We start from the raw sequence: 21,369 nt of genomic DNA, 5'->3' as shown, positions 1-21,369 counted from the left end.
GTTCAAATATCATCTGCGCGATGCTGCCGCGCGCGGGCTGCCGGCCACCGCTCACGTGCCGGCCCCGGCACAGTGTTTGCAGCATCAACGCCCAATTTTCGCGGGCTGCCGACCGGGCTTTCCCTGATCCGGTGCAAGACCGGATCGGCAGTCCCCCAAGAAGCCACACCATGCCCAGACCGATTCACGCCGTTATCCACCAGCCCGCGCTGGCCAACAACCTCGATGTGGTGCGCCGCCACGCGCCGGACGCCCGCGTCTGGGCGGTGGTCAAGGCCAACGCCTACGGGCACGGCATCCGCCGCGCCTTTGCCGGCCTGCGTGCCGCCGATGGCTTCGGCCTGCTGGACCTCAACGAGGCCGTGCTGCTGCGCGACCTGGGCTGGCAGGGCCCCATCCTGCTTCTGGAAGGATTCTTCCAGGCACAGGATATTCCCCTGCTGGAACAATATCGACTCACCACGGCCATTCATTGCGAGGAGCAGCTTCGCATGCTGGAGCAGGCCCGCCCCAGGGGGCCGCTGGCGATCCAGCTCAAGCTGAACACCGGCATGAACCGGCTGGGCTTCCGGCCGGACAACTACCGCACCGCCTGGGAGCGCGCCCGCACGATGTCCTGCGTGGGCAGCATTGTCCATATGACGCATTTCTCCGATGCCGACAGCCCGCGCGGCATCGCCCACCAGATCGAGGCCTTCGACGCCGCCACCGCCAACCTGCCGGGGGAGGCCAGCCTGTCGAATTCGGCCGCCGTGCTCTGGCACCCGCAGGCCCATCGCGCCTGGGTGCGTCCGGGCGTGATCCTGTATGGCGGCTCGCCGACGGGCCTGTCGGCGGATATCGCCGAGACCGGCCTGCAACCGGCCATGTCCCTGCACAGTGAGCTGATCGCCGTCCAGGACCTGCAGCCTGGCGATACCGTCGGCTATGGCTCGATGTTCACGGCGGACCGCGCCATGCGCATCGGCGTCGTGGCCTGCGGCTACGCCGACGGCTACCCGCGCCATGCGGCGGGCTGGGGCGACAAGCGCGCCCCGGTGCTGGTCGACGGCGTGCGCACGTCGCTGGTCGGCCGGGTGTCGATGGACATGATCTGCGTGGACCTGACCCCCTGCCCGAAGGCCAGGGTCGGCACGCCGGTCACGCTGTGGGGCCACGGCCTGCCGATCGACGATGTGGCCGAGGCCAGCGGCACGGTGGGCTACGAGCTGATGTGCGCGCTGGCGCCGCGTGTGCCGACCTCGGTGGCCACGCTGACCACGGCCGACGACGCGGCCTGACGCCGGACCCGGCGCCCTCACAAGAAAAAGGAACTGGGTTTGGCCAAGACCAAGACTGTCTATACGTGCACCGAATGCGGCGGCACGGCACCGCGCTGGGCGGGCCAGTGCCCGCAATGCAATGCCTGGAACACGCTGGTGGAAACCGTGGCGGATTCCGGGTCACCGGCCGCGCGGCGATTCCAGCCACTGGCGTCCTCCGCCGTGGTGCGCAAGCTGTCCGAGATCGACGCCGCCGATGTGCCGCGCTTTTCCACGGAGATCGACGAATTCGACCGCGTGCTGGGCGGCGGCCTGGTGGCCGGCGGGGTGGTGCTGATCGGGGGCGATCCCGGCATCGGCAAGTCCACGCTGCTGTTGCAGACGCTGGCCAACCTGGCCGGCACGCGCCGCGTGCTCTATGTCAGTGGCGAGGAGTCGGCGGCGCAGATCGCGCTGCGCGCGCAGCGGCTGGGCGTGGAAAGCCCGTCGCTGGGCCTGCTGCCCGAGATTCAGCTGGAGAAGATCCAGGCCACGCTGGAGGCGGAAAAACCCGAGGTCGCGGTGATCGACTCGATCCAGACGCTGTACTCGGAAGCGCTGACCTCCGCGCCGGGGTCGGTGGCGCAGGTGCGTGAATGCGCGGCGCAGCTGACCCGCGTGGCCAAGAGCACCGGCATCACGATCATCCTGGTCGGCCACGTCACCAAGGAAGGCAGCCTGGCCGGCCCGCGCGTGCTCGAGCATATCGTCGATACGGTGCTGTACTTCGAGGGCGACACCCATTCGTCGCACCGGCTGATCCGCGCGTTCAAGAACCGTTTTGGCGCGGTCAACGAGCTGGGCGTGTTTGCGATGACCGAGCGCGGCCTGCGCGGCATCAGCAATCCGTCGGCGTTGTTCCTGTCCCAGCACGACGAGATGGTGGCCGGCTCCTGCGTGCTGGTGACGCAGGAAGGCACGCGGCCGCTGCTGGTGGAGGTGCAGGCGCTGGTCGATACCGCCAACGTGCCCAACCCGCGCCGGCTGGCCGTGGGCCTGGAGCAGAACCGGCTGGCGATGCTGCTGGCCGTGCTGCACCGGCATGCGGGCATCGCGTGCTTCGACCAGGACGTATTCCTGAACGCCGTGGGCGGGGTCAAGATCACGGAGCCTGCGGCCGACCTTGCCGTGCTGCTGTCGATTCATTCGTCGATGCGCAACAAGCCGCTGCCTCGCGGGCTGGTGGTTTTTGGCGAAGTGGGGCTGGCTGGCGAGATCCGGCCGAGCCCGCGTGGCCAGGAGCGCCTGAAGGAGGCCGCCAAGCTCGGCTTCACGGTGGCGGTGATCCCGAAAGCCAACGCGCCCAAGCAGCGGATCGACGGGCTGGAAGTCATCGCGGTGGATCGCCTCGAGCACGCCATCGACCGCGTGCGGCATCTGGACTGACCCCGCACAACGGGCCAACACAGGCAAATAACGGCAATGACGGCGGCCACGGCAACCACGGAGCCCGAAGACGGCGCGGGCGAGGGCTCGGGTGGGGGCACGGGTGAGGGCTCGGGTGAGGGCTCGGGCGAGGGCACGGGTGGGGGCACATCCTCGCGGGCTTCGCGCTCGCAGGCCGCCTACCGGACGTTGCGCGACGATATCTTCGCGTTCCGCCTGTTGCCCGGTGACCGCTTTACCGAAAACGACGTGGCCGAGCGGCTCGGCATTTCCCGCACGCCCGTGCGCGAGGCGCTGCTGCGCCTGCAGGCCGATGGTCTGGTGCGCGGCTACTACCGCAACGGCTGGGAAGTCGTGCCGCTGGACCTGGCGCGCTTCGAAGCCCTCTACGAACTCCGCACGCTGCTGGAGACCCATGCGGTGACACGGCTGTGCCAGCAGTCGGCCGCGCCGCATCTTGACCGCGCGGGACTGGTGGCCCGGCTCGACGCGATCTGGCGCGTGCCCGTCGCGGAACGACTGACCGATGGCCATCACGTGGCGCGGCTCGACGAGGCGTTCCACCTTGCCATCGTGCATGCCGCCGGCAACCCGGAGTCGGCAGCGGTTCATCAGCAGGTGACGGACCGCATCCGCATCATCCGCCGGCTCGACTTTGCCTATGGCGAGCGGATCTCGCTCACCTATGACGAGCATGCCGCGATCCTCGATGCGCTGGACGCGTGCGACGGCCCCCGCGCGGTGGCCTTGCTCTCGACCCACATCGAGGATGGCCGCGCCGAAGTCAGCCGGCTGACGATGGAACGCCTGGAGCAGGCCCGCACCAGCCTTGTGCGACCGGCCGTGACCAGCGCACCCCGGCGGCGCAGGCGCTTCGGCTGAACACGGGTTCAGCCAAGGTTAGCCACGGGTCGCGCCTCCCCCGGCGCGCCCGGCGCCCATGATCCGGCACCCCTGATCGTTCCTCTTCGATTTCCCGCCAACCGCGCACCGACGCGGGTTTGCCGGCGGGTCGCTCTTACTTTTCCCCCGTATCGCCCCATGCCACCCCTCCGTGGGGCGGCGTCGTGGCATGCCTATTGCGATGGTTCTCCAGGGAATTTTATGTATACATAAATCGCAGAGGTCGTGTGAGTCTTCATCTGAATCCGATTCGTGGCAGCCGGGGCATGGCCGTGGCACCGCACGCGCTGGCATCGCAGAGCGCGCTGGCGGTCTTGCGCGAGGGCGGCAATGCCGTCGAGGCGATGGTCGCGGCGGCCGCCACCATCGCGGTGGTCTACCCCCATATGAACAGCCTGGGCGGCGACAGCTTCTGGCTGATTGCCCGCCCGGGCGAGGCGCCGCGTGCGCTGGATGCCTGCGGGGCTGCCGCCGGCGCGGCGACGATCGCGCGCTACCGGGAGGCCGGCTTGTCGGCGATCCCTGCACGCGGTGGCATGGCGGCCAATACCGTGGCCGGCACGGTATCGGGATGGAAGGCCGCGCTGGACTGGTCCCGCGACGCGCTCGGCGGGCGCATGCCGCTGTCACGCCTGCTGGCCGATGCCATCGACTACGCGCGCATCGGCGTGCCGGTCACGGACAGCCAGTCCGCCTGCGTGGCCGCCAAGGCCGATGAACTTGCCGGCATCGCCGGGTTTGCCGAGACCTTCCTGGTCGACGGCAAGGCACCGGCGCCGGGCAGCCGCTTCCGTCATCCGCGTCTGGCGGCAACGCTCGAGCAGATGGTTCGCGCGGGACTTGGCGATTTCTACGAGGGCGATCTGGCCCGCATCCTCGCGCGCGAACTGGCCAACGCCGGCAGTCCGATTGCGCTGGCGGACCTCCAGGCGCATCGCGCCACATGGAAGCCACCCCTGACGCTGGCCCATTCGCGCGGCACGGTCTACAACATGCCGCCGCCCACGCAGGGACTGGTGTCGCTGCTGATCCTCGGCCAGCTCGACCGCCTCCTCGAACGTGGCATGGACCCGCTGGGGCCTGACTTCGTCCACGCCTGCGTGGAAGCCACCAAGCAGGCGTTCCGCGTGCGGGACCGCCATATCACGGACCCGGCCCATATGGAGATCGATCCGCAGGACCTGCTCGCGCCGCCGTGGCTCGATGCGGCGGCCGCGCGTATCCGGCCCGATGGCGTGCTGCCGTGGGGAGAGGGCATGGGCCCGGCCGATACCGTCTGGATGGGGGCGGTGGACGGCAACGGCGTGGCGGTGAGCTTCATCCAGAGCATCTATCACGAGTTTGGCAGCGGCATCGTGCTGCCCGGCTCGGGCGTCAACTGGCAAAACCGTGGCTGCAGTTTTTCGCTGGATACGGGCGCGCGCAATCCGCTGATGCCGGGCCGCAAGCCGTTCCACACGCTCAACCCGGCCATGGCACGGCTGGCCGACGGCCGCACGCTGGTCTACGGAAACATGGGCGGCGATGGCCAGCCGCAGTCGCAGAGCGCGGTGTTCTCGCGGATCGTCCATTTCGGCATGAACCCGCAGGCCGCCATCGACGCGCCGCGCTGGCTGCTGGGCCGCACCTGGGGCCAGACCAGCGACACGCTCAAGCTCGAATCGCGCTTTCCCCGCGCCACGCAGGACGCGTTGCGCACGCTGGGCCACGAGGTGGAGATCCTGCGCCCCTACGACGAAACGATGGGCCACGCGGGCGCCATCGTGCTGCAGGCGGACGGGCTTTACCAGGGCGGCAGCGACCCGCGCAGCGACGGCGCGGTGGCGGCCTGGTAGTGGGCTGGTAGTGACCTGATAGCAAGCCGGTATTCCAACAACGCGTGGCCGCCCCCGGCCGCGTGTCTCTCTCGAAGTGTGTCTCAAGGAGTGGTTCGATGCGTACCGTTGCTGATAACGCGGCCCTTGGCGTGCCGCAGGCCATGCCGCTGGCGCGCACGCGCTGGCTGCAGCTGTTGCTGGGCATCGTGTGCATGATGGCGATTTCCAGTCCGCAGTATGTGTGGACGCTGTTCACGAAACCGCTGTCGGCCAAGCTGGGCGTGCCGCTGTCGGAATTGCAGATCACGTTCTCGCTGCTGATCGTGTTGCAGACGTTCTTCTCGCCGTTCCAGGGCGCGCTGATCGAGCGCTTTGGCCCGCGCCGGCTGATCGCGGCGGGCACGGTGATGGCGGGCCTGTCGTGGGTGCTGGCCGCATCGGTCCAGAGCGTGGGCATGCTGTACCTGACCTACGGCGTCATCGGCGGGCTGGGCACCGGGATCGTCTACGTCGGCGTGGTCGGCCAGATGGTGCGATGGTTCCCGGATCGCCGCGGGTTTGCCGTCGGCATGGTGGCGGCCGGCTACGGCATGGGTGCGATCGTGACCACGTTCCCGATCGCGGCCGCGCTGGCGGGCAAGGGGCTGGAAACCACGCTGTGGCAGTTCGGCCTGGTGTTCGCGGTGATCGGATTCCTGGCCTCGCAGGGCCTGCGCGCGCCGGCTGCCGGCGAGCAACTGCCGCTGCGGCCGTCTTATACCCCCTCCACGGTCGCCGACGTGCCGACGCGCAAGATGCTCCGGACCCCGCTGTTCTGGCTGCTGTTCGCGATGATGACGATGATGTCGACCTCCGGCCTGATGGTGACGTCGCAGATGGCGGCCTTCGCCAAGGATTTCGGCGTGTCCAACGCCGTCGTGTTCGGCATGGCCGCGCTGCCGCTGGCGCTGACCATCGATCGGCTGACCAACGGCCTGACGCGTCCGCTGTTCGGCTGGGTCTCGGATCGCTGGGGTCGCGAGAACACGATGTGCTTCGCCTTCGCGCTGGAGGCCGTGGCGATGACGCTGTGGCTGCTGACGCGCGAGAACGCGGTGCTGTTCGTGCTGCTCTCCGGCGTGGTGTTCCTGGGCTGGGGGGAAATCTTCTCGCTGTTCCCGTCGACGCTGACCGACACGTTCGGGACGAAGTTCGCCACCACCAACTACGGCTGGCTCTACATCTCGCAGGGCATCGGCTCGATCTTCGGCGGCCCGCTGGCGGCGCTGATGCACGAGCGCCTGGGCAGCTGGATGCCGGTGTTCGGCGTGGCGATCACGCTCGATATCCTGACCGCGCTGCTGGCCATCGCGGTGCTCAAGCCGTGGCGCCGCCGCTATCTGGCGACGCCGGCCGCGGCCTGAAATCCCCGGCCTCCGGAGCGCCTGATTTCCTGATGGTGGCGCCTGCGGCAATCGGCCACAGCCGGCACCGCGACGGATTGTTCGGGCGCGATCATGCGCAGGGGGAAAATCGGTAATAATTCGCGTCGAAGGCAGCACGCCGGCCCGACAGGGCGGGCGGCGCTGCCACACCGTCATGGTTCGCCGTGACCTATATTTGTCATCGACGCCTATGCAAGCCAATTCCCGTGCTTACTTCCTGCTGATCGCCATTGTGTCGTTCGCGATGCTTGGCGCCGCGCTCTACATGCAGTATGTGGAGGGCTACCAGCCATGCCCGCTCTGCATCATGCAGCGCTTTGCCTTCGTCGGCATCGGCATCTTCTCGCTGCTGGCGGCCATCGCCCAGAACACCCGCACGCTGTGGCAGGGGCTGGGCATGCTGTCCGGCGTGGCCGGCATCGCCGTGGCTGGCTACCATGTGTCGCTGTTGCTGAATCCCAAGGCATCGTGCGGCATCGACCCGCTCGAGAACTGGGTCAACGCGCTGCCCACGGCCAAGCTGCTGCCGCAGGTGTTCTATTCGGACGGCCTGTGCACGGCGCCGCTGCCGCCGCTGTTGGGCCTGTCGATCCCGGCGTGGTCGCTGATCTGGCTGGTGATCCTGACGCTCACGCTGGCCGTCGGGCTGATCCGCCGCGAAAAGCATTATCGATAGAAGCGTTCCCAACGAAAAAGCCGACGCATGCGTCGGCTTTTTCGTGCTTGCGGGGCGTGGCCGGTCGTGACGACCGGCGGCCGGCACTGCCTCAGGCAATCTGTTCGATCTGTTCCTGAAGCTCCAGCCAGCGTTCTTCCAGCTGACCCAGCTCCCCGGTCACCTCGCCCTGGCGCTTGAGCATCTCCATCAGCTTTGCCTTGTTGGCTTCGGCATAGCTCGACTCATCGGCCATGAAGGCGTCGATCGCCTCCTTGTCGGCCTGCAGTGCCGCCATGCGCTTTTCGATCTTCTCGATTTCCTTGGTCAGCGGCTTGCGCAGGACGGACAGCCGCTGGCGTTCGTCCGCCTCGGCGCGGCGCTGGTCCTTGCGGTTGACCGCCGCGCTCGCGTCGCCCGCGATGCCGGCCGCCTCCGAGGCATGCGCCGCCGTGGCCGCGTTGCGCTTGGCGGCCGCCTGTTGCAGCAGCCAGTCGCGATAGTCGTCGAGGTCGCCATCGAACGGACGGATCGTGCCGTCGGCCACCAGCATGAACTGGTCCGACGTGGCACGCAGCAGGTGCCGGTCGTGGGACACCAGGATCAGCGTGCCTTCGAACTGGGCCAGCGCCATCGTCAGCGCCTCGCGCGTGTCCAGGTCCAGGTGGTTGGTCGGTTCGTCGAGCAGCAGGAAGTTGGGCTTCTGCCAGACGATCAGTGCAAGGGCCAGCCGGGCTTTTTCGCCGCCCGAGAACGGCTCGATGGACGCGGTGGCCATGTCGCCACGGAAATTGAAGCTGCCGAGGAAGTCGCGCAGTTCCTGCTCGCGCGTATCCGGCGCCAGCCGCGCCAGATGCTGGAGCGGGGAGTCGTGGTCGCGCAGCGTTTCCAGCTGGTGCTGGGCAAAGTAGCCGATGACCAGACCCTTGCCCAGTCGCAGCGTGCCCGTCATGGGCGCCTGCGTGCCGGCCAGCGTCTTGACCAGCGTCGACTTGCCCTGGCCGTTGGCGCCCAGCAGGCCGATGCGCTGGCCGTTCTGGATCGACAGCGTCAGGTTGTGCAGGATCGTGACGGGCGGATCGGCCTCGGCGTAGCCGCAGTCCACGCCGTCGAGCACCATCATCGGGTTCGGCGCGGAATCGGGCTCGCGGAACTCGAACGCGAAGCCGGCCGCCACGTGCACCGGGGCCAGCCGCTCCATCTTCTCCAGCGCCTTGACGCGGCTCTGCGCCTGACGGGCCTTGGTCGCCTTGGCCTTGAAGCGGTTGATGAACGATTCCAGATGGGCGATTTCCTTCTGCTGGCGGACATAGGCCGATGCCTGCAGGGCCATCTGCTGGAGCCGCAGCGTCTCGAACTGCGTGTAGTTGCCGCCGTAGCGGCGCAACTGCTGGTTCTCGATATGCACCGTGACGTTGCAGATCGCGTCCAGGAATTCGCGGTCGTGGGAAATCATCACCAGCGTGCCCGGGTAGCGGGCCAGCCAGTCTTCCAGCCAGACGATGGCGTCCAGGTCCAGGTGGTTGGTCGGTTCGTCAAGCAGCAGCAGGTCGGACGGGCACATCAGCGCCTGCGCCAGGTTCAGGCGCATGCGCCAGCCGCCCGAAAACGACGCCACCGGTTGCGACACCTGCGGCAGCGTGAAGCCCAGGCCCAGCAGCAGCGCCTCGGCGCGGGCCGGCGCGGTGTAGCCGTCGGCATCGGCAAACGCCGCATGGGCCTCGCCCTCGGCGCTGCCGTCGCCGCTGGCCTGGGTCGCGGCGATGCGCGCCTCGATCTCGCGCAGGCGCGCATCGCCGTCGATCACGTAGTCCACGGCCGTGCGGTCGACCGCGGGCGTTTCCTGCGCGACGTGCGCGATGCGCCATTGCGCGGGCACGAAGACATCGCCGCCGTCCGGGTGCAGATCGCCGCGCAGCATGGAAAACAGCGTGGACTTGCCGCTGCCGTTGGCGCCGACAAGGCCCACGCGCTCGCCCGGGTTGAGCGTCACGCTGGTGTGGTCGAACAGCACCTTGGTGCCGCGCTGGAGGACAAGCTGGTCGATTCGGATCACGAGGGAGGTGCGGAGAAGGCTGGGACGCGCCCGGAAGCGGGCAGGCCGGCATTGTAGCGCGGCTGGCCCGGGACCCCGACTCCGCGCCTATGTCCGGCCCCATGTATTGAGGGATTACCCGTAATCGAGCACTTCCAGGTTCTCCTGGTACATGATTTGCGTGTAAATTTATTTACATCGACCCGCGCACCGGGAAAGTGCCTTTTCATCAGGCGCTGAATTCCAGTGTGGTGCGGGGGTCCCCAAATCGAACCCAAACCTCTGACATGCCCGACGGCCAGTCGATTTCCGAACGCATCGCGCGCAGCCTGCCCACGCTGACGCCCGCGCACCAGCGCATGGCGCAGTACGTGCTGGACAACCTGTTTCGCGCGGCCACGATGCGCATCGACGAGTTCGCCACCGCCGTGGACGTATCGGTCGCCACCGCCAACCGCTTTGCGCGCGCGCTCGGCTTCGAGGGCTATCCGCAATTCCGCGCCGAGCTGGTGCGCGGCTTCGAGGCCACGCTGGCCCCGGTGGAACGCCTGCGCGACGAGCTGGCCCGGCCGACGACGGTGTCCGAGGTGTTTGCCGCCGCGCTGGAAGATGGCGCCCGCAACCTGGAAGCCACGCGCCGCGCGCTGGATGCCGACGCCTGCGAACGCGCCGTGGCGGCGATCCTGGAAGCCGAGCGCGTCTACGTGATGGGCTTCGGCGCCAGCGGTTTCCTGGCCGGCCTGCTGCAACACGGGCTGGAAATGCATTGCCGCATGGTGACGTCGGTGTCCAATGCCGGCGGCGCCTCCCACTCGGCGCGCCAGCTGTTCAAGCTGCAGCCGCAAGACCTGGTGATTGCTATCGCGTTTCCGCGCTACGTGACGGACACCATGCTGCTGGCCCAGCGCGTCAAGGCGCACGGCGGACGCCTGCTGGCGCTGACCGATGGCCCGACCTCGCCGCTGGCGCCGCTGGCCGATATCGCGCTGTATGCCAACGCGCGCAACCGGCTGTCCGCCAATTCCGATGCCACCGTGCTGGCGCTGATCGAAGCGCTGTGCGGGGCCGTGGCCTACCGCTCGGCCCGTTCCGTGAAGGCGGCGGCCGAGATGACCGAATTCCTGCTGCCATGGCTATACGGCGCGCCCGGTGCGCGTGACAGCCAGGCGGCACCGCTGCCCGCCAAAAATGGCACGGCCAGTCCCCGATCCCGGCCGCGCGCGCAGCGCCAGGCCGCCCCCAAATCCTCCGAGTGAAGTTGAAGTCCGATATGACCCAAGCTGTCATTGCGATCCACGGCGGCGCCGGCACGATTACCCGTGCGGCCATGGATGCCAACCGCGAGCGCGAATACATCGCCGCCCTGGAACATGTGCTGCTGGCCGGCCAACGCGTGCTGGCCGAAGGCGGCAGCGCGCTGGATGCCGTGACCGAGGCCGTGCGTCTGCTGGAAGACTGCCCGCTGTTCAACGCCGGCAAGGGCGCCGTGCTGACGCATGCCGGCACCTATGAACTGGACGCCGCCGTGATGGATGGCGCCACGCTGAACGCGGGCGCCGTGGCGTGCGTCAAGCGCCTGCGCAATCCGGTGCTGGCCGCACGCGCCGTGCTGGAGCGCAGCGAGCATGTGCTGTTTGCCGCCGAAGGCGCCGAGGCGTTTGCCGAGGCGCAGGGGCTGGAGCTGGTCACGCCCGACTACTACTTCACGCAGGCGCGCCAGGAGCAATGGGAGCGGGCCCGCGCATCGGCCGGCATGGCGCTGCTCGATCACGATGCCGCCGCGCTGGCCGCCATGGCCAAGAAGGAGGAGCCGATCGATCCGGATCGCAAGTTCGGCACCGTGGGCGCCGTGGCGTGCGATGCCAACGGCAACCTGGCGGCAGCCACGTCGACGGGTGGCGTGACCAACAAGCAGGTCGGCCGTGTGGGCGATACGCCCGTGGTGGGCGCCGGATGCTATGCCGACGATGTGGCCGCCGTCTCCGCCACCGGCACCGGCGAGATGTTTATCCGCACCGTGGCCGCGCACGACGTGGCGGCGCAGATTCGCTACGCCGGCCTGTCGCTGGAAGAGTCCGCGCGCCGCGTGGTCATGGAAAAGCTGCCCGCCATCGGCGGCCGGGGCGGCCTGATCGCCGTGGACCGCGACGGCAACGTCACGCTGCCGTTCAACACGGAAGGGATGTACCGCGGCGTGGCACGGGTCGGCGAACCCGTCAGCGTCCTGATCTACGGCTGAGCGCGAGCGCGCGACTTCAGCCGAAGAGACACGAGACACCACAGCATCAAACCGTATTCAGCAGGAAACCGGGGGCCGCATGGCAACTAGCTCAACTCAACAAGGCATCGTATTGCCGCCAGAACGCGTGGTCGCGGTCAACAACCTGACCGTCCGCTTTGCTACGTCGGAGCGCACCGTCGAGGCCGTGCGCAACCTGTCCTTCCACGTGGATCGCGGCGAAACGCTCGCCGTCGTCGGCGAATCGGGGTCGGGCAAGTCCGTGACTTCGCTGGCGCTGATGCGCCTGGTGGAACACGGCGGCGGCAAGATCGCCAGCGGCAGCATGCTGCTGCGCCGGCGCGGCGGCGAGGTGCTGGACCTGGCGCGATCCCCCGATTCGACGCTGCGCACGGTGCGCGGCGCGGACGTGGCGATGATTTTCCAGGAGCCGATGACCTCGCTGAATCCGGTGTTCCCGGTGGGCGAGCAGATCGCGGAGTCGATCCGCCTGCACCAGGGCAAGAGCAACGCCGCCGCGCGTGCCGAGGCCTTGCGCATGCTGGAACTCGTGCGCATTCCCGAGGCGCGCCGCGTGCTGGACCGTTTTCCGCACCAGTTGTCCGGCGGCATGCGCCAGCGCGTGATGATCGCCATGGCGCTGTCGTGCAAGCCGGCGCTGCTGATCGCTGACGAACCGACCACGGCGCTGGACGTCACCATCCAGGCTGAAATCCTGCAACTGATCCGCAACCTGCAGTCCGAGATGGACATGGGCGTGGTCTTCATCACCCACGACATGGGCGTGGTGGCCGAGGTGGCCGACCGCGTGCTGGTGATGTACCGCGGCGAGAAAGTGGAGGAGGGCACCTCCGACGAAGTGTTCCACGCGCCGGCCCACCCTTACACGCGCGCGCTGCTGTCCGCCGTGCCAAAGCTGGGCGCGATGTCGGGTACGGACCTGCCGGCCAAGTTCCCGCTGGTGCAGGTCAGCGACCTGGCGGCGCCCGTCGCCGAGACGCCGCAGGACACCGTCGCGGCAGGCGTCGAGCCGATCCTGCGCGTGCGCGACCTGGTCACGCGCTTCGACGTTCCCGGTGGACTGTTCGGCCGCGTCACGCGCCGCGTGCACGCCGTGGAGCAGGTCAGCTTCGACCTCTACCCGGGCGAGACGCTGGCGCTGGTCGGCGAATCGGGCTGCGGAAAATCCACCACGGGCCGGTCGCTGCTGCGGCTGGTCGATGCCCAGAGCGGCACGATCGAATTCGCCGGCCAGAACATCAGCCAGATGCACGGCCCGGCGCTGCAGGCCCTGCGCCGCAATATCCAGTTCATCTTCCAGGACCCGTTCGCGTCGCTGGACCCGCGCGTGCCGGTCGGCTACTCGATCATGGAACCGCTGCTGGTGCACAAGGTGGCCAGCGGCAAGGAAGCGGAAGCCCGTGTGGCGTGGCTGCTGGAGAAGGTGGGCCTGACGCCCGCCCACGCCGCGCGCTACCCGCATGAATTCTCGGGCGGCCAGCGCCAGCGCGTCTGCATCGCGCGCGCCCTGGCCTTGAACCCCAAGGTGGTGGTCGCCGACGAGTCGGTGTCCGCGCTGGACGTTTCCATCCAGGCCCAGATCGTCAACCTGATGCTGGACCTGCAGCGCGAACTGGGCGTGGCGTTCCTGTTTATCTCGCACGACATGGCCGTGGTGGAGCGCGTGAGCCACCGCGTGGCGGTGATGTACCTGGGCCAGATCGTCGAGATCGGCCCGCGCCGCGCCATCTTTGAAAACCCGCAGCACCCGTACACCAAGAAGCTGATGTCCGCGGTGCCCATCGCCGACCCGGCGCGCCGTCACATGAAGCGCGAGCCGTTGTCCGACGAGATTCCCAGCCCGATCCGCGCGGTGGGCGACGAACCGGTGGTGCAGCCGCTGGTCGCCGTGGCCGGCAGCGGCGCGCACGGTCATTTTGTAGCCCGGCACGCCGTCGGCGGCGCCTATTGATCCTGTTGTACTGAAGTCTTGTATTTCCCTCAGAGGAGAAGAAGAGATGTCTAAGGTTTCCTTCCGCCTGTTGGCCGGTGCCGCCGCAGTGGGCGCCATTGGTACGCTGGCTGCCACGCCCGCCTTTGCCGCCAAGGATGCGGTGATGGCCGTGTATTCCACGTTCACCACGCTGGACCCGTACGATGCGAACGACACGCTGTCCCAGGCAGCCACCAAGTCGTTCTACCAGGGCCTGTTCGGCTTCGACAAGGACCTGAAGCTGGTCAACGTGCTGGCTGAAAGCTATGACGTCAGCAAGGATGGCCTGGTCTACACCATCAAGCTGAAGAAGGGCGTCAAGTTCCACGACGGCACCACGTTCGACGCGTCGGCCGTCAAGGCCAACCTCGACCGCGTGATCGATCCGGCCAACAAGCTCAAGCGCTACACGCTGTTCAACCGCGTGGCCAAGACCGACGTGGTGGACCCGAACACGGTGAAGATCACGCTGAAGGAACAGTTCTCGCCGTTCATCAACGTGCTGGCCCACCCGTCGGCCGTGATGATCAGCCCGACCGCGCTGAAGAAGTACGGCAAGGAGATCGCGTTCCACCCGGTGGGCACGGGCCCGTTCGAATTCGTCGAGTGGAAGCAGACCGACTACCTGAAGGGCAAGAAGTTTGCGGGCTACTGGAAGACCGGCTATCCGAAGATCGACACGATCACCTGGAAGCCCGTGGTGGACAACAACACCCGTTCGGCCGTGATGCAGACGGGCGAGGCGGACTTCGCGTTCAGCATTCCGTTCGAGCAGGCCGCGGTGCTGAAGGCCAGCCCGAAGGTGGACCTGATCGACTCGCCGTCGATCATCCAGCGCTACGTGTCGTTCAACACGATGGTCAAGCCGTTCAACGACCCGAAGGTGCGCCAGGCCATCAACTACGCGATCAACAAGGACGCGCTGGCCAAGGTGGCGTTTGCCGGCTACGCGGTGCCGGCGCAAGGCGTGGTGCCGCCGGGCGTGGACTTTGCCGAGAAGCTCGGGCCGTGGCCGTATGACCCGGCCAAGGCGCGCGAGCTGCTGAAGGAAGCCGGCTATCCGAACGGTTTCGAGACCACGCTGTGGTCGGCCTACAACCATACCACCGCGCAGAAGGTGATCCAGTTCGTCCAGCAACAGCTGCAGCAAGTGGGCATCAAGGCCCAGGTGCAGGCACTGGAAGCCGGCCAGCGCGTGGAGCGCGTGGAGTCCGTGCAGAAGCCGGAAGACGCCGGCGTGCGCCTGTACTACGTGGGCTGGTCGTCGTCGACCGGTGAATCGGACTGGGCGCTGCGTCCGCTGCTGGCGTCGGAATCGATGCCGCCGAAGCTGCTGAACACGGCCTACTACAAGAACGACCAGGTGGACGCGGACATCGCCGGGGCCCTGCGCACGACGGACCGCGCCGAGAAGGCCAGGCTGTACAAGGATGCCCAGGAACGTATCTGGAAGGACGCACCGTGGGCCTTCCTGGTCACGGAAAAGGTGCTGTATGCGCGCGCCAAGCGCCTGACCGGTGCCTACGTGATGCCTGACGGCTCGTTCAACTTCGAAGAGATCGACATCAAGCAATAAGGCATGCGGGACTTCGGGGCTGCCATGGATAGCGAGGCAGCCCCGATACCCGACGTCGCCGGCACCGAACTGAGACGGGGTGTTTCAGTGAAGTGGTAGCGGTACCTGCGGGTGCAGGTGTAGTTGCAGTGGTAGTGGCAGTTGCAGTTGAAGTGGATGTTCTGAAGTCGCGGTTAGTAGTCCTATAAAAAGCTGTACGCGGTAAACCGTGATGGCCGCCCGCTCGGTATGCGGGGGCATGGGCGGGTGGCCAACGGTCTTAATTTCTGGTGCCAGATGCTGAATTACTTCATCAAACGATTTCTGGGCGTGATCCCCACACTGCTGCTCGTGGCGGTGCTGGTGTTCCTGTTCGTCCATATGCTGCCTGGCGATCCCGCACGGCTGGCTGCCGGCCCGGAGGCCGACACGGCCACGGTGGAACTGGTCCGCAAGGACCTGGGCCTGGATCGGCCGATGCACGAGCAGTTCGTGCGCTTCTTCACCAATGCCGTTCGCGGCGAATTCGGCACGTCGCTGCGCACCAAGCGGCCGGTTGCCGAGGAAATCGGCGAGCGGTTCTATCCGACGCTGTACCTGACCCTGGCGTCGATGGTCTGGGCCGTGATCTTCGGCATGACCATCGGCATCTGTTCGGCTGTGTGGCGCAACAAGTGGCCGGATCGCGTGGGCATGACGCTGGCCGTGTCCGGTATCTCGTTCCCGGCCTTTGCGCTCGGCATGCTGCTGATGGAAGTCTTCTCGGTCCAGCTGGGCTGGCTGCCGTCGATTGGCGCCGATAGCTGGAAGCACTACATCCTGCCTTCGCTGACGCTGGGCGCCGCCGTGGCCGCCGTCATGGCGCGTTTCACCCGCGCGTCGTTCATCGAGGTGCTGCAGGAGGATTTTGTCCGCACGGCCCGCGCCAAAGGCGTGCGCGAGACGGTCGTCGTGGCCAAGCACACGCTGCGCAACGCCATGATTCCCGTGGTGACGATGATGGGCCTGCAGTTCGGCTTCCTGCTGGGCGGCTCGATCCTCGTGGAGAAGGTATTCAACTGGCCCGGTCTGGGCCGCCTGCTGGTGGACGCCGTGGAAATGCGCGACTACCCCGTGATCCAGGCCGAGGTGCTGCTGTTCTCGCTCGAATTCATCCTGATCAACCTGGTCGTGGACATGCTCTACACCGTGATCAATCCCACCATCCGCTACAAATAAGAGGCCGGCATGACTGAGCTTTCCACGCCCGCCGCCCCCGAGGCCGCAACCGCCGCCGCCCCCGAGGCCGTCCGCACGCCCTGGAGCGAGTTCTGGCGCAAGTTCCGCAAGCAGCATCTGGCGCTGGCCGCCGGCGCCTTTGTGCTGCTGCTCGTGGTGATCGCCATCCTGGCACCGCATATCGTGCCGTACGACCCCGAGAACTTCTTCGACTACGACGCGCTGAACGCGGGTCCGTCCGCCGCCCACTGGATGGGCGTGGATTCGCTGGGTCGCGACATCTTCAGCCGCATCCTGGCCGGCACGCGGATCTCGCTGGCCGCGGGCTTCTTCTCGGTGATCATCGGCGCCATCATCGGCACGGTGCTGGGCCTGCTGGCCGGCTACTACGAAGGCTGGTGGGACCGCGTCGTGACGCGTCTCTCCGACGTGCTGTTCGCGTTCCCCGGCATCCTGCTGGCCATCGGCATCGTGGCGATCCTGGGCAACGGCATGACCAACGTGATCTTCGCCGTGGCCATCTTCAGCATTCCGGCGTTCGCGCGGCTGGTGCGCGGCAATACGCTGATGCTCAAGCGCCTGACCTATGTGGAGGCCGCCAAGAGCATCGGCGCGTCGGACTGGACCATCCTGATGCGGCACATCCTGCCGGGCACCGTGTCGTCGATCGTCGTGTATTTCTCGATGCGGATTGGCACCTCGATCATCACGGCCGCTGGCCTGTCCTTCCTGGGCCTTGGCGCCCAGCCGCCCACGCCGGAATGGGGCGCGATGCTCAACGAGGCCCGCGCCGACATGGTCACCGCGCCGCATGTGGCCATCTTCCCGAGCCTGGCGATCTTCCTGACGGTGCTGGCGTTCAACCTGCTCGGCGACGGGCTGCGCGACGCGCTGGACCCCAAGATCGACCGCCGCTGATACACGCATGACCGCCATCGATCCCGCCGTGTCCGGCGCTCGCATCCCGCCCGCGCCGCATGTCGGCGACCTGCCGGCCGGCCCGCGCAACGCCATCACCGATGTGCCGGGTGTGACCGTCGGCCACTGCACGCTGGCCGACGGCGCGTGCCAGACCGGCGTGACCGTGATCCGGCCCCATGCCGGCAACGTCTACACGGACAAGGTGCCGGCCGCCGCCACGGTGCTGAATGGTTTTGGCAAGAGCATCGGGCTGGTGCAGGTCGACGAACTCGGCGTGATGGAAACGCCCATCGCGCTGACCAATACGTTCTCGGTCGGCGCCGTCGCCCAGGCGCAGATTCGCGAGGCGATCGCCGCCAACCCGGAGATCGGCAGGCGCTGGCCGACTGTCAATCCGCTGGTGTTCGAGTGCAACGACGGCTTCCTGAACGACATCCAGGCGATGGCGGTGCAGGAGGCACACTATGCCGCCGCGCTGGCCGCCAGCGGCGTCGACGTTGCGCAAGGTGCGGTCGGTGCCGGGCGCGGCATGTCGTCGTTCGGACTGAAAGGCGGCATCGGCACGGCATCGCGCGTGGCCGGTGGCTATACGGTCGGCGCGCTGGTGTTGTCGAATTTCGGCACGCCGGAGTCGCTGATCCTTGCCGGCCAGCCGCTCGGCGCGAAGCTGGCGGCGCGGCTGAAACAGGACGCCACGCCGGAGAAGGGTTCGATCATCATGATCATCGCCACCGACGCTCCACTCGATAGCCGTCAACTGCGCCGGCTCTCGCTCCGCGCCGGGGCCGGGCTGGCGCGTACCGGTTCCGTGTTCGGTCATGGCTCCGGTGACATCGCGCTGGCGTTTTCCACGGCATATACGGTGCCGCACCTGGCCGATGTGCCCATGCCTGCCATCCCGATGGTCCATGAATCCCGCCTCGACCCGCTGTTCCGCGCCGCAGCGGACAGCGTGGAGGCGGCCATCGTTTGCGCGCTGTGGCATGCCGAAGCCGTGGAGGGCCGCGACGGCCACCGCCGCCATGCCCTGCGCGACCTGCTGCAAGACCTGACCGCATGAAGATCCTGATCTCCACCGATATCGAAGGCGTGGCTGGCGTTTTCCACGCCGAACAGACGCGCGCCGGCAATGGCGAATACGAACGGGCCCGCGCCTGGATGACCGCCGAGGCCAACGCGGCCGTGCAGGGGGCGTTTGCGGGTGGCGCCTCCGCGGTGCTGGTCAATGACTCGCACGGCGGCTTTCGCAACCTGCTGCCGGACCAGATCGATCCGCGCGCGCAACTGGTGCTTGGCAAGCCGCGTTACCTGAGCATGATGGCCGGGGTGGAGGACGACTGCGACGGCGTGTTCATGATCGGCTACCACGGCCGCGCGCAAAGTCGCGGGGTGCTGGCGCATACGATCAATAGCGGGGCGTTCGCGCGGGTCTGGCTCAATGGGCTGGAACTGGGCGAGGCCGGCATCTATGCGGCGCTGGCGGGCGAGTTCGATGTGCCGGTGCTGCTGGCCAGCGGGGACGACGTGTTCATCGCCGAAACGCAGCCGCTGATGCCGTGGGTGCGCTATGTACAGACCAAGACCGCCGGAGGGCAGGGCAGCGGCGTGACGCTGTCGCCCGCCGCCGCGCGCGAGGCCATCGCGCAGGCGGCGGAGGCCGTGACGCGCGACGCGATGGCGCGGCCCGAGGCGCGCTGCTTCGAATTGGACGGCCCGATCAACTGTCGCCTGCAGACCGTGACCTCGGCCCATGCCGACCTGTTCTGCCAGTGGCCGACCTTCGAGCGGGTGGATGGCGTGACGCTGTCCTTCAACGCGCCGACCGTCCAGTCCGCCGTGCGGATGCTGAATTGCTGCTCGGCGATGTCGTTCATGCTGAAGTAGCGCGGGCCGTGGCGCGAATAGTGGGACAATAGCGGCCGTTCCCTTTCTCGCCACACCATGATTGACGCCATGCACGGGGGCTGGGTGCCCGTACGCAAGGATTTCGTCGACCCGGCCACCACACGCTGCCACGCGCGCGGGGCGAAGGGCGGCCGGCACCACGGCTTTCCGGAAGGCCACGCCTATATCCTGCGCGACCCGGCCGGCCATGAATACCCGTTCGGCCCGGAATGCGCGCGCGCCCTGCTGGCCGATCCGGCCTGGCTCGACCGCGTGCCGGACTACACCGAGCGCGACGCCGTCAAGCGGCTCCCCGACTTCACCGATGTGCCCCCGCCACGCCGCAGCCGCAAGGCCAGCGCGGCAGAGCAGGAACTCGCCCGCCGCAATGCCGCCACGCGCTACGTGATCCTGCGCATGGAGAAGGTGGCGGCGGTGCCACGCGTGCAGCCGACCGTGCGCTTTCCGGCGCTCGAGGACCTCTACCAGCAGGTCGCGGCCGGCGGCGTGCTCGGCAGCGCACAGGTCCAGCGGGTGCTGGCCATCGAGCGCAGTGCGGCCACGCCGGCCAAGCTCAAGGGCCTGAACCTGCTCGATGTCTATACCGCGCATATCAAGCTGGAGTGGCTGATCGCGGCGTCGAACAACGTCGAGAACATACGTTTCCTGCGCAGCCTGCATGACTGGCTGGCCAGACATCTGGTGCTGTCGGCCGCGCAGATCGAGGCCGCTGGCATCGTCATGCACCCCCACGCCTTTCGCTCCGCCTGGCCGCAGGAGGGGAGCGGCGAGCTCTTCTAGCGGAATTGCCGCGCCGAGGTGGCAAGCCGGCGCGAAATGGCGTTTAATCTGCCCATCCCCACTCGGCCCAGGCCCCCTTTGCCATGCCTGCCAGCGCCAGTCCGATTGCCCGCTGCTTCGCCCGAAGCTATGCGGAAGCCCGCCAGAAGTTCCTGACCGCGGCGCGCCAGACCGGTGCCACGCTGACCGAATTCCCACATCCCACCCAGACCGGCCACGAGGGCGAGACGCTCGCGATGGATGTTGCCTGGGTTGGCGCGGACGATGCGCGGCACGTCGTGCTGGTGACATCGGGCACACATGGCGCGGAGGGATTCTGCGGATCGGGCGCGCAGGTGGCGATGCTGGGCGATACCGCCCTGCATGCCGACTGCCGCGCCGCGGGCGTGGCGCTCGTGCTGGTTCACGCGGTCAATCCCTACGGTTTCTCGCACCTGCGCCGCGTCAACGAGGAAAACGTCGACCTGAACCGGAATTTCATGGACTTCGACGCGCCCCTGCCGCAGAACGCGCCGTATGCCGAGGTGGCGCCGTTTCTGCTGCCGCCCCACTGGCCGCCATCCGGCGAAGACCAGGCTGCGCTGATGAAGATCGTGGCCGAAAAGGGCATGCCGTGGTATCAGGCGGCGGTCAGCGGCGGCCAGTACCAGGATCCGGGAGGACTGTTCTTCGGCGGACACAAGGCGACGTGGAGCAACTACACGTTGCGCCGCATCCTGGCGCGCTTTGGCGCCGGCCGCGACACCCTGCGCTGGATCGATATCCATACGGGGCTGGGCCCCTGGGGCTACGGCGAGCCGATCTACATGGGGCCGGACCATGCGGACCAGATCGGCAAGGTGCGCGCGATCTGGGGCAACAGCGTGACCTCGATCTACGACGGCTCCTCGACCTCCTCCAACCTGACCGGCCTGGCGTGGATGGCCGTGCCGCAGACGCTGCCCGCCATCGACTATGCGGGCATCGCGCTCGAATTCGGCACGCTGCCGCTGGGCGAGGTGCTGGAAGCCTTGCGTGGCGATCACTGGCTGCATCGTCACCCGGAGGCCGATGAAAACCAGCGGACCCTGATCAAGCAGGCGGTCTGGCGCGCCTTCTATGGCGATGCCGACGACTGGCGCGACGGCGTGGTGGCGCAGGTGACGGAAGCCGTCCGGCGAGGCGCCGGGATCTGATCATCGAAGCGGGGCACGCCCGCGCCTCCGTCTCCGTCTTCGTCTCCGTCTCCGCCTGACGA

Annotated in this window: 17 protein-coding genes; 16 read left to right on the top strand and 1 reads right to left on the bottom strand. The window is 67.7% G+C overall.

Annotated elements, in window-relative coordinates; translation table 11 throughout:
- Positions 1 to 170 precede the first annotated feature (170 nt).
- The 6 genes from alr to BLR29_RS01430 all read left to right on the top strand — a co-directional run bounded on the left by alr (position 171) and on the right by BLR29_RS01430 (position 7,507).
- A complete protein-coding gene (gene alr, locus BLR29_RS01455; RefSeq protein WP_092134058.1) occupies positions 171 to 1,280 on the top strand; it encodes an alanine racemase in 1,110 nt (369 codons plus the stop codon).
- Positions 1,281 to 1,319: 39 nt separating this feature from the next.
- A complete protein-coding gene (gene radA / locus BLR29_RS01450) occupies positions 1,320 to 2,687 on the top strand; it encodes a DNA repair protein RadA (protein ID WP_092134056.1) in 1,368 nt (455 codons plus the stop codon).
- A gap of 36 nt (positions 2,688 to 2,723) precedes the next feature.
- Positions 2,724 to 3,569 carry a GntR family transcriptional regulator gene (locus BLR29_RS01445; RefSeq protein ID WP_092134054.1) on the top strand — a complete coding sequence of 282 codons (846 nt, stop codon included), beginning with the start codon at positions 2,724 to 2,726 and terminating at the stop codon, positions 3,567 to 3,569.
- 287 nt (positions 3,570 to 3,856) lie between these two features.
- On the top strand, positions 3,857 to 5,425 hold the full coding sequence (locus BLR29_RS01440) for a gamma-glutamyltransferase family protein (protein ID WP_092134052.1): 1,569 nt from the start codon (positions 3,857 to 3,859) through the stop codon (positions 5,423 to 5,425).
- 98 nt (positions 5,426 to 5,523) lie between these two features.
- Positions 5,524 to 6,810 (top strand): oxalate/formate MFS antiporter, encoded by a 1,287-nt coding sequence (gene oxlT / locus BLR29_RS01435; RefSeq protein WP_369804543.1) that lies wholly within the window; start codon positions 5,524 to 5,526, stop codon positions 6,808 to 6,810.
- 211 nt (positions 6,811 to 7,021) lie between these two features.
- On the top strand, positions 7,022 to 7,507 hold the full coding sequence (locus BLR29_RS01430; RefSeq protein WP_092134050.1) for a disulfide bond formation protein B: 486 nt from the start codon (positions 7,022 to 7,024) through the stop codon (positions 7,505 to 7,507).
- Positions 7,508 to 7,598: 91 nt separating this feature from the next.
- On the opposite strand, the gene BLR29_RS01425 is transcribed toward BLR29_RS01430, so the two are convergent.
- Positions 7,599 to 9,542 (bottom strand): ATP-binding cassette domain-containing protein, encoded by a 1,944-nt coding sequence (locus tag BLR29_RS01425; RefSeq protein WP_092134048.1) that lies wholly within the window; start codon positions 9,540 to 9,542, stop codon positions 7,599 to 7,601.
- 266 nt (positions 9,543 to 9,808) lie between these two features.
- Here BLR29_RS01425 and BLR29_RS01420 point away from each other — a divergent pair, with 266 nt between their 5' ends.
- The 10 genes from BLR29_RS01420 (at position 9,809) to BLR29_RS01375 (ending at position 21,307) form a co-directional block, all read left to right on the top strand.
- Positions 9,809 to 10,777 (top strand): MurR/RpiR family transcriptional regulator, encoded by a 969-nt coding sequence (locus tag BLR29_RS01420; RefSeq protein ID WP_092134046.1) that lies wholly within the window; start codon positions 9,809 to 9,811, stop codon positions 10,775 to 10,777.
- Positions 10,778 to 10,791: 14 nt separating this feature from the next.
- Positions 10,792 to 11,760, top strand: a complete 969-nt coding sequence (locus BLR29_RS01415) for an isoaspartyl peptidase/L-asparaginase family protein (RefSeq protein WP_092135361.1) — start codon at positions 10,792 to 10,794, stop codon at positions 11,758 to 11,760.
- Between the two features lie 79 nt (positions 11,761 to 11,839).
- On the top strand, positions 11,840 to 13,732 hold the full coding sequence (locus tag BLR29_RS01410; protein ID WP_092134044.1) for a dipeptide ABC transporter ATP-binding protein: 1,893 nt from the start codon (positions 11,840 to 11,842) through the stop codon (positions 13,730 to 13,732).
- Between the two features lie 46 nt (positions 13,733 to 13,778).
- Positions 13,779 to 15,329 (top strand): glutathione ABC transporter substrate-binding protein GsiB, encoded by a 1,551-nt coding sequence (gsiB, locus tag BLR29_RS01405; RefSeq protein ID WP_092134042.1) that lies wholly within the window; start codon positions 13,779 to 13,781, stop codon positions 15,327 to 15,329.
- 276 nt (positions 15,330 to 15,605) lie between these two features.
- Complete coding sequence (gsiC, locus tag BLR29_RS01400; protein WP_092134040.1) at positions 15,606 to 16,526, top strand: glutathione ABC transporter permease GsiC; 921 nt, start codon at positions 15,606 to 15,608, stop codon at positions 16,524 to 16,526.
- Positions 16,527 to 16,535: 9 nt separating this feature from the next.
- Positions 16,536 to 17,444, top strand: a complete 909-nt coding sequence (gsiD, locus tag BLR29_RS01395) for a glutathione ABC transporter permease GsiD (RefSeq protein ID WP_092134038.1) — start codon at positions 16,536 to 16,538, stop codon at positions 17,442 to 17,444.
- 7 nt (positions 17,445 to 17,451) lie between these two features.
- Positions 17,452 to 18,507, top strand: a complete 1,056-nt coding sequence (locus BLR29_RS01390) for a DmpA family aminopeptidase (RefSeq protein ID WP_092134036.1) — start codon at positions 17,452 to 17,454, stop codon at positions 18,505 to 18,507.
- Positions 18,504 to 19,331 (top strand): M55 family metallopeptidase, encoded by an 828-nt coding sequence (locus BLR29_RS01385; protein WP_092134034.1) that lies wholly within the window; start codon positions 18,504 to 18,506, stop codon positions 19,329 to 19,331. Before BLR29_RS01390 ends, BLR29_RS01385 begins: the two co-directional genes overlap by 4 nt.
- 57 nt (positions 19,332 to 19,388) lie before the next feature.
- A complete protein-coding gene (locus BLR29_RS01380; protein ID WP_092134031.1) occupies positions 19,389 to 20,132 on the top strand; it encodes a hypothetical protein in 744 nt (247 codons plus the stop codon).
- Positions 20,133 to 20,215: 83 nt separating this feature from the next.
- Entirely contained in the window at positions 20,216 to 21,307 is a 1,092-nt protein-coding gene (locus BLR29_RS01375) for a M14 family metallopeptidase (RefSeq protein ID WP_092134029.1), read from the top strand.
- Positions 21,308 to 21,369: the final 62 nt, after the last annotated feature.

Origin of the sequence: Cupriavidus sp. YR651, from assembly GCF_900101625.1 — a bacterium.
In the GTDB taxonomy this organism is placed as follows: Bacteria; Pseudomonadota; Gammaproteobacteria; order Burkholderiales; family Burkholderiaceae; genus Cupriavidus.
Note: the sequence above shows the minus strand (reverse complement) of the source record. Positions and strands in the feature narration are given on the sequence as shown.

Coding starts and splice junctions, on each gene's coding strand:
- alr (WP_092134058.1), top strand. CDS start 171: ATGCCCAGACCGATTCACGCCGTTATCCACCAGCCCGCGCTGGCCAAC.
- BLR29_RS01445 (WP_092134054.1), top strand. CDS start 2,724: ATGACGGCGGCCACGGCAACCACGGAGCCCGAAGACGGCGCGGGCGAG.
- BLR29_RS01440 (WP_092134052.1), top strand. CDS start 3,857: ATGGCCGTGGCACCGCACGCGCTGGCATCGCAGAGCGCGCTGGCGGTC.
- oxlT (WP_369804543.1), top strand. CDS start 5,524: ATGCGTACCGTTGCTGATAACGCGGCCCTTGGCGTGCCGCAGGCCATG.
- BLR29_RS01430 (WP_092134050.1), top strand. CDS start 7,022: ATGCAAGCCAATTCCCGTGCTTACTTCCTGCTGATCGCCATTGTGTCG.
- BLR29_RS01420 (WP_092134046.1), top strand. CDS start 9,809: ATGCCCGACGGCCAGTCGATTTCCGAACGCATCGCGCGCAGCCTGCCC.
- BLR29_RS01415 (WP_092135361.1), top strand. CDS start 10,792: ATGACCCAAGCTGTCATTGCGATCCACGGCGGCGCCGGCACGATTACC.
- BLR29_RS01410 (WP_092134044.1), top strand. CDS start 11,840: ATGGCAACTAGCTCAACTCAACAAGGCATCGTATTGCCGCCAGAACGC.
- gsiB (WP_092134042.1), top strand. CDS start 13,779: ATGTCTAAGGTTTCCTTCCGCCTGTTGGCCGGTGCCGCCGCAGTGGGC.
- gsiC (WP_092134040.1), top strand. CDS start 15,606: ATGCTGAATTACTTCATCAAACGATTTCTGGGCGTGATCCCCACACTG.
- gsiD (WP_092134038.1), top strand. CDS start 16,536: ATGACTGAGCTTTCCACGCCCGCCGCCCCCGAGGCCGCAACCGCCGCC.
- BLR29_RS01390 (WP_092134036.1), top strand. CDS start 17,452: ATGACCGCCATCGATCCCGCCGTGTCCGGCGCTCGCATCCCGCCCGCG.
- BLR29_RS01385 (WP_092134034.1), top strand. CDS start 18,504: ATGAAGATCCTGATCTCCACCGATATCGAAGGCGTGGCTGGCGTTTTC.
- BLR29_RS01380 (WP_092134031.1), top strand. CDS start 19,389: ATGATTGACGCCATGCACGGGGGCTGGGTGCCCGTACGCAAGGATTTC.
- BLR29_RS01375 (WP_092134029.1), top strand. CDS start 20,216: ATGCCTGCCAGCGCCAGTCCGATTGCCCGCTGCTTCGCCCGAAGCTAT.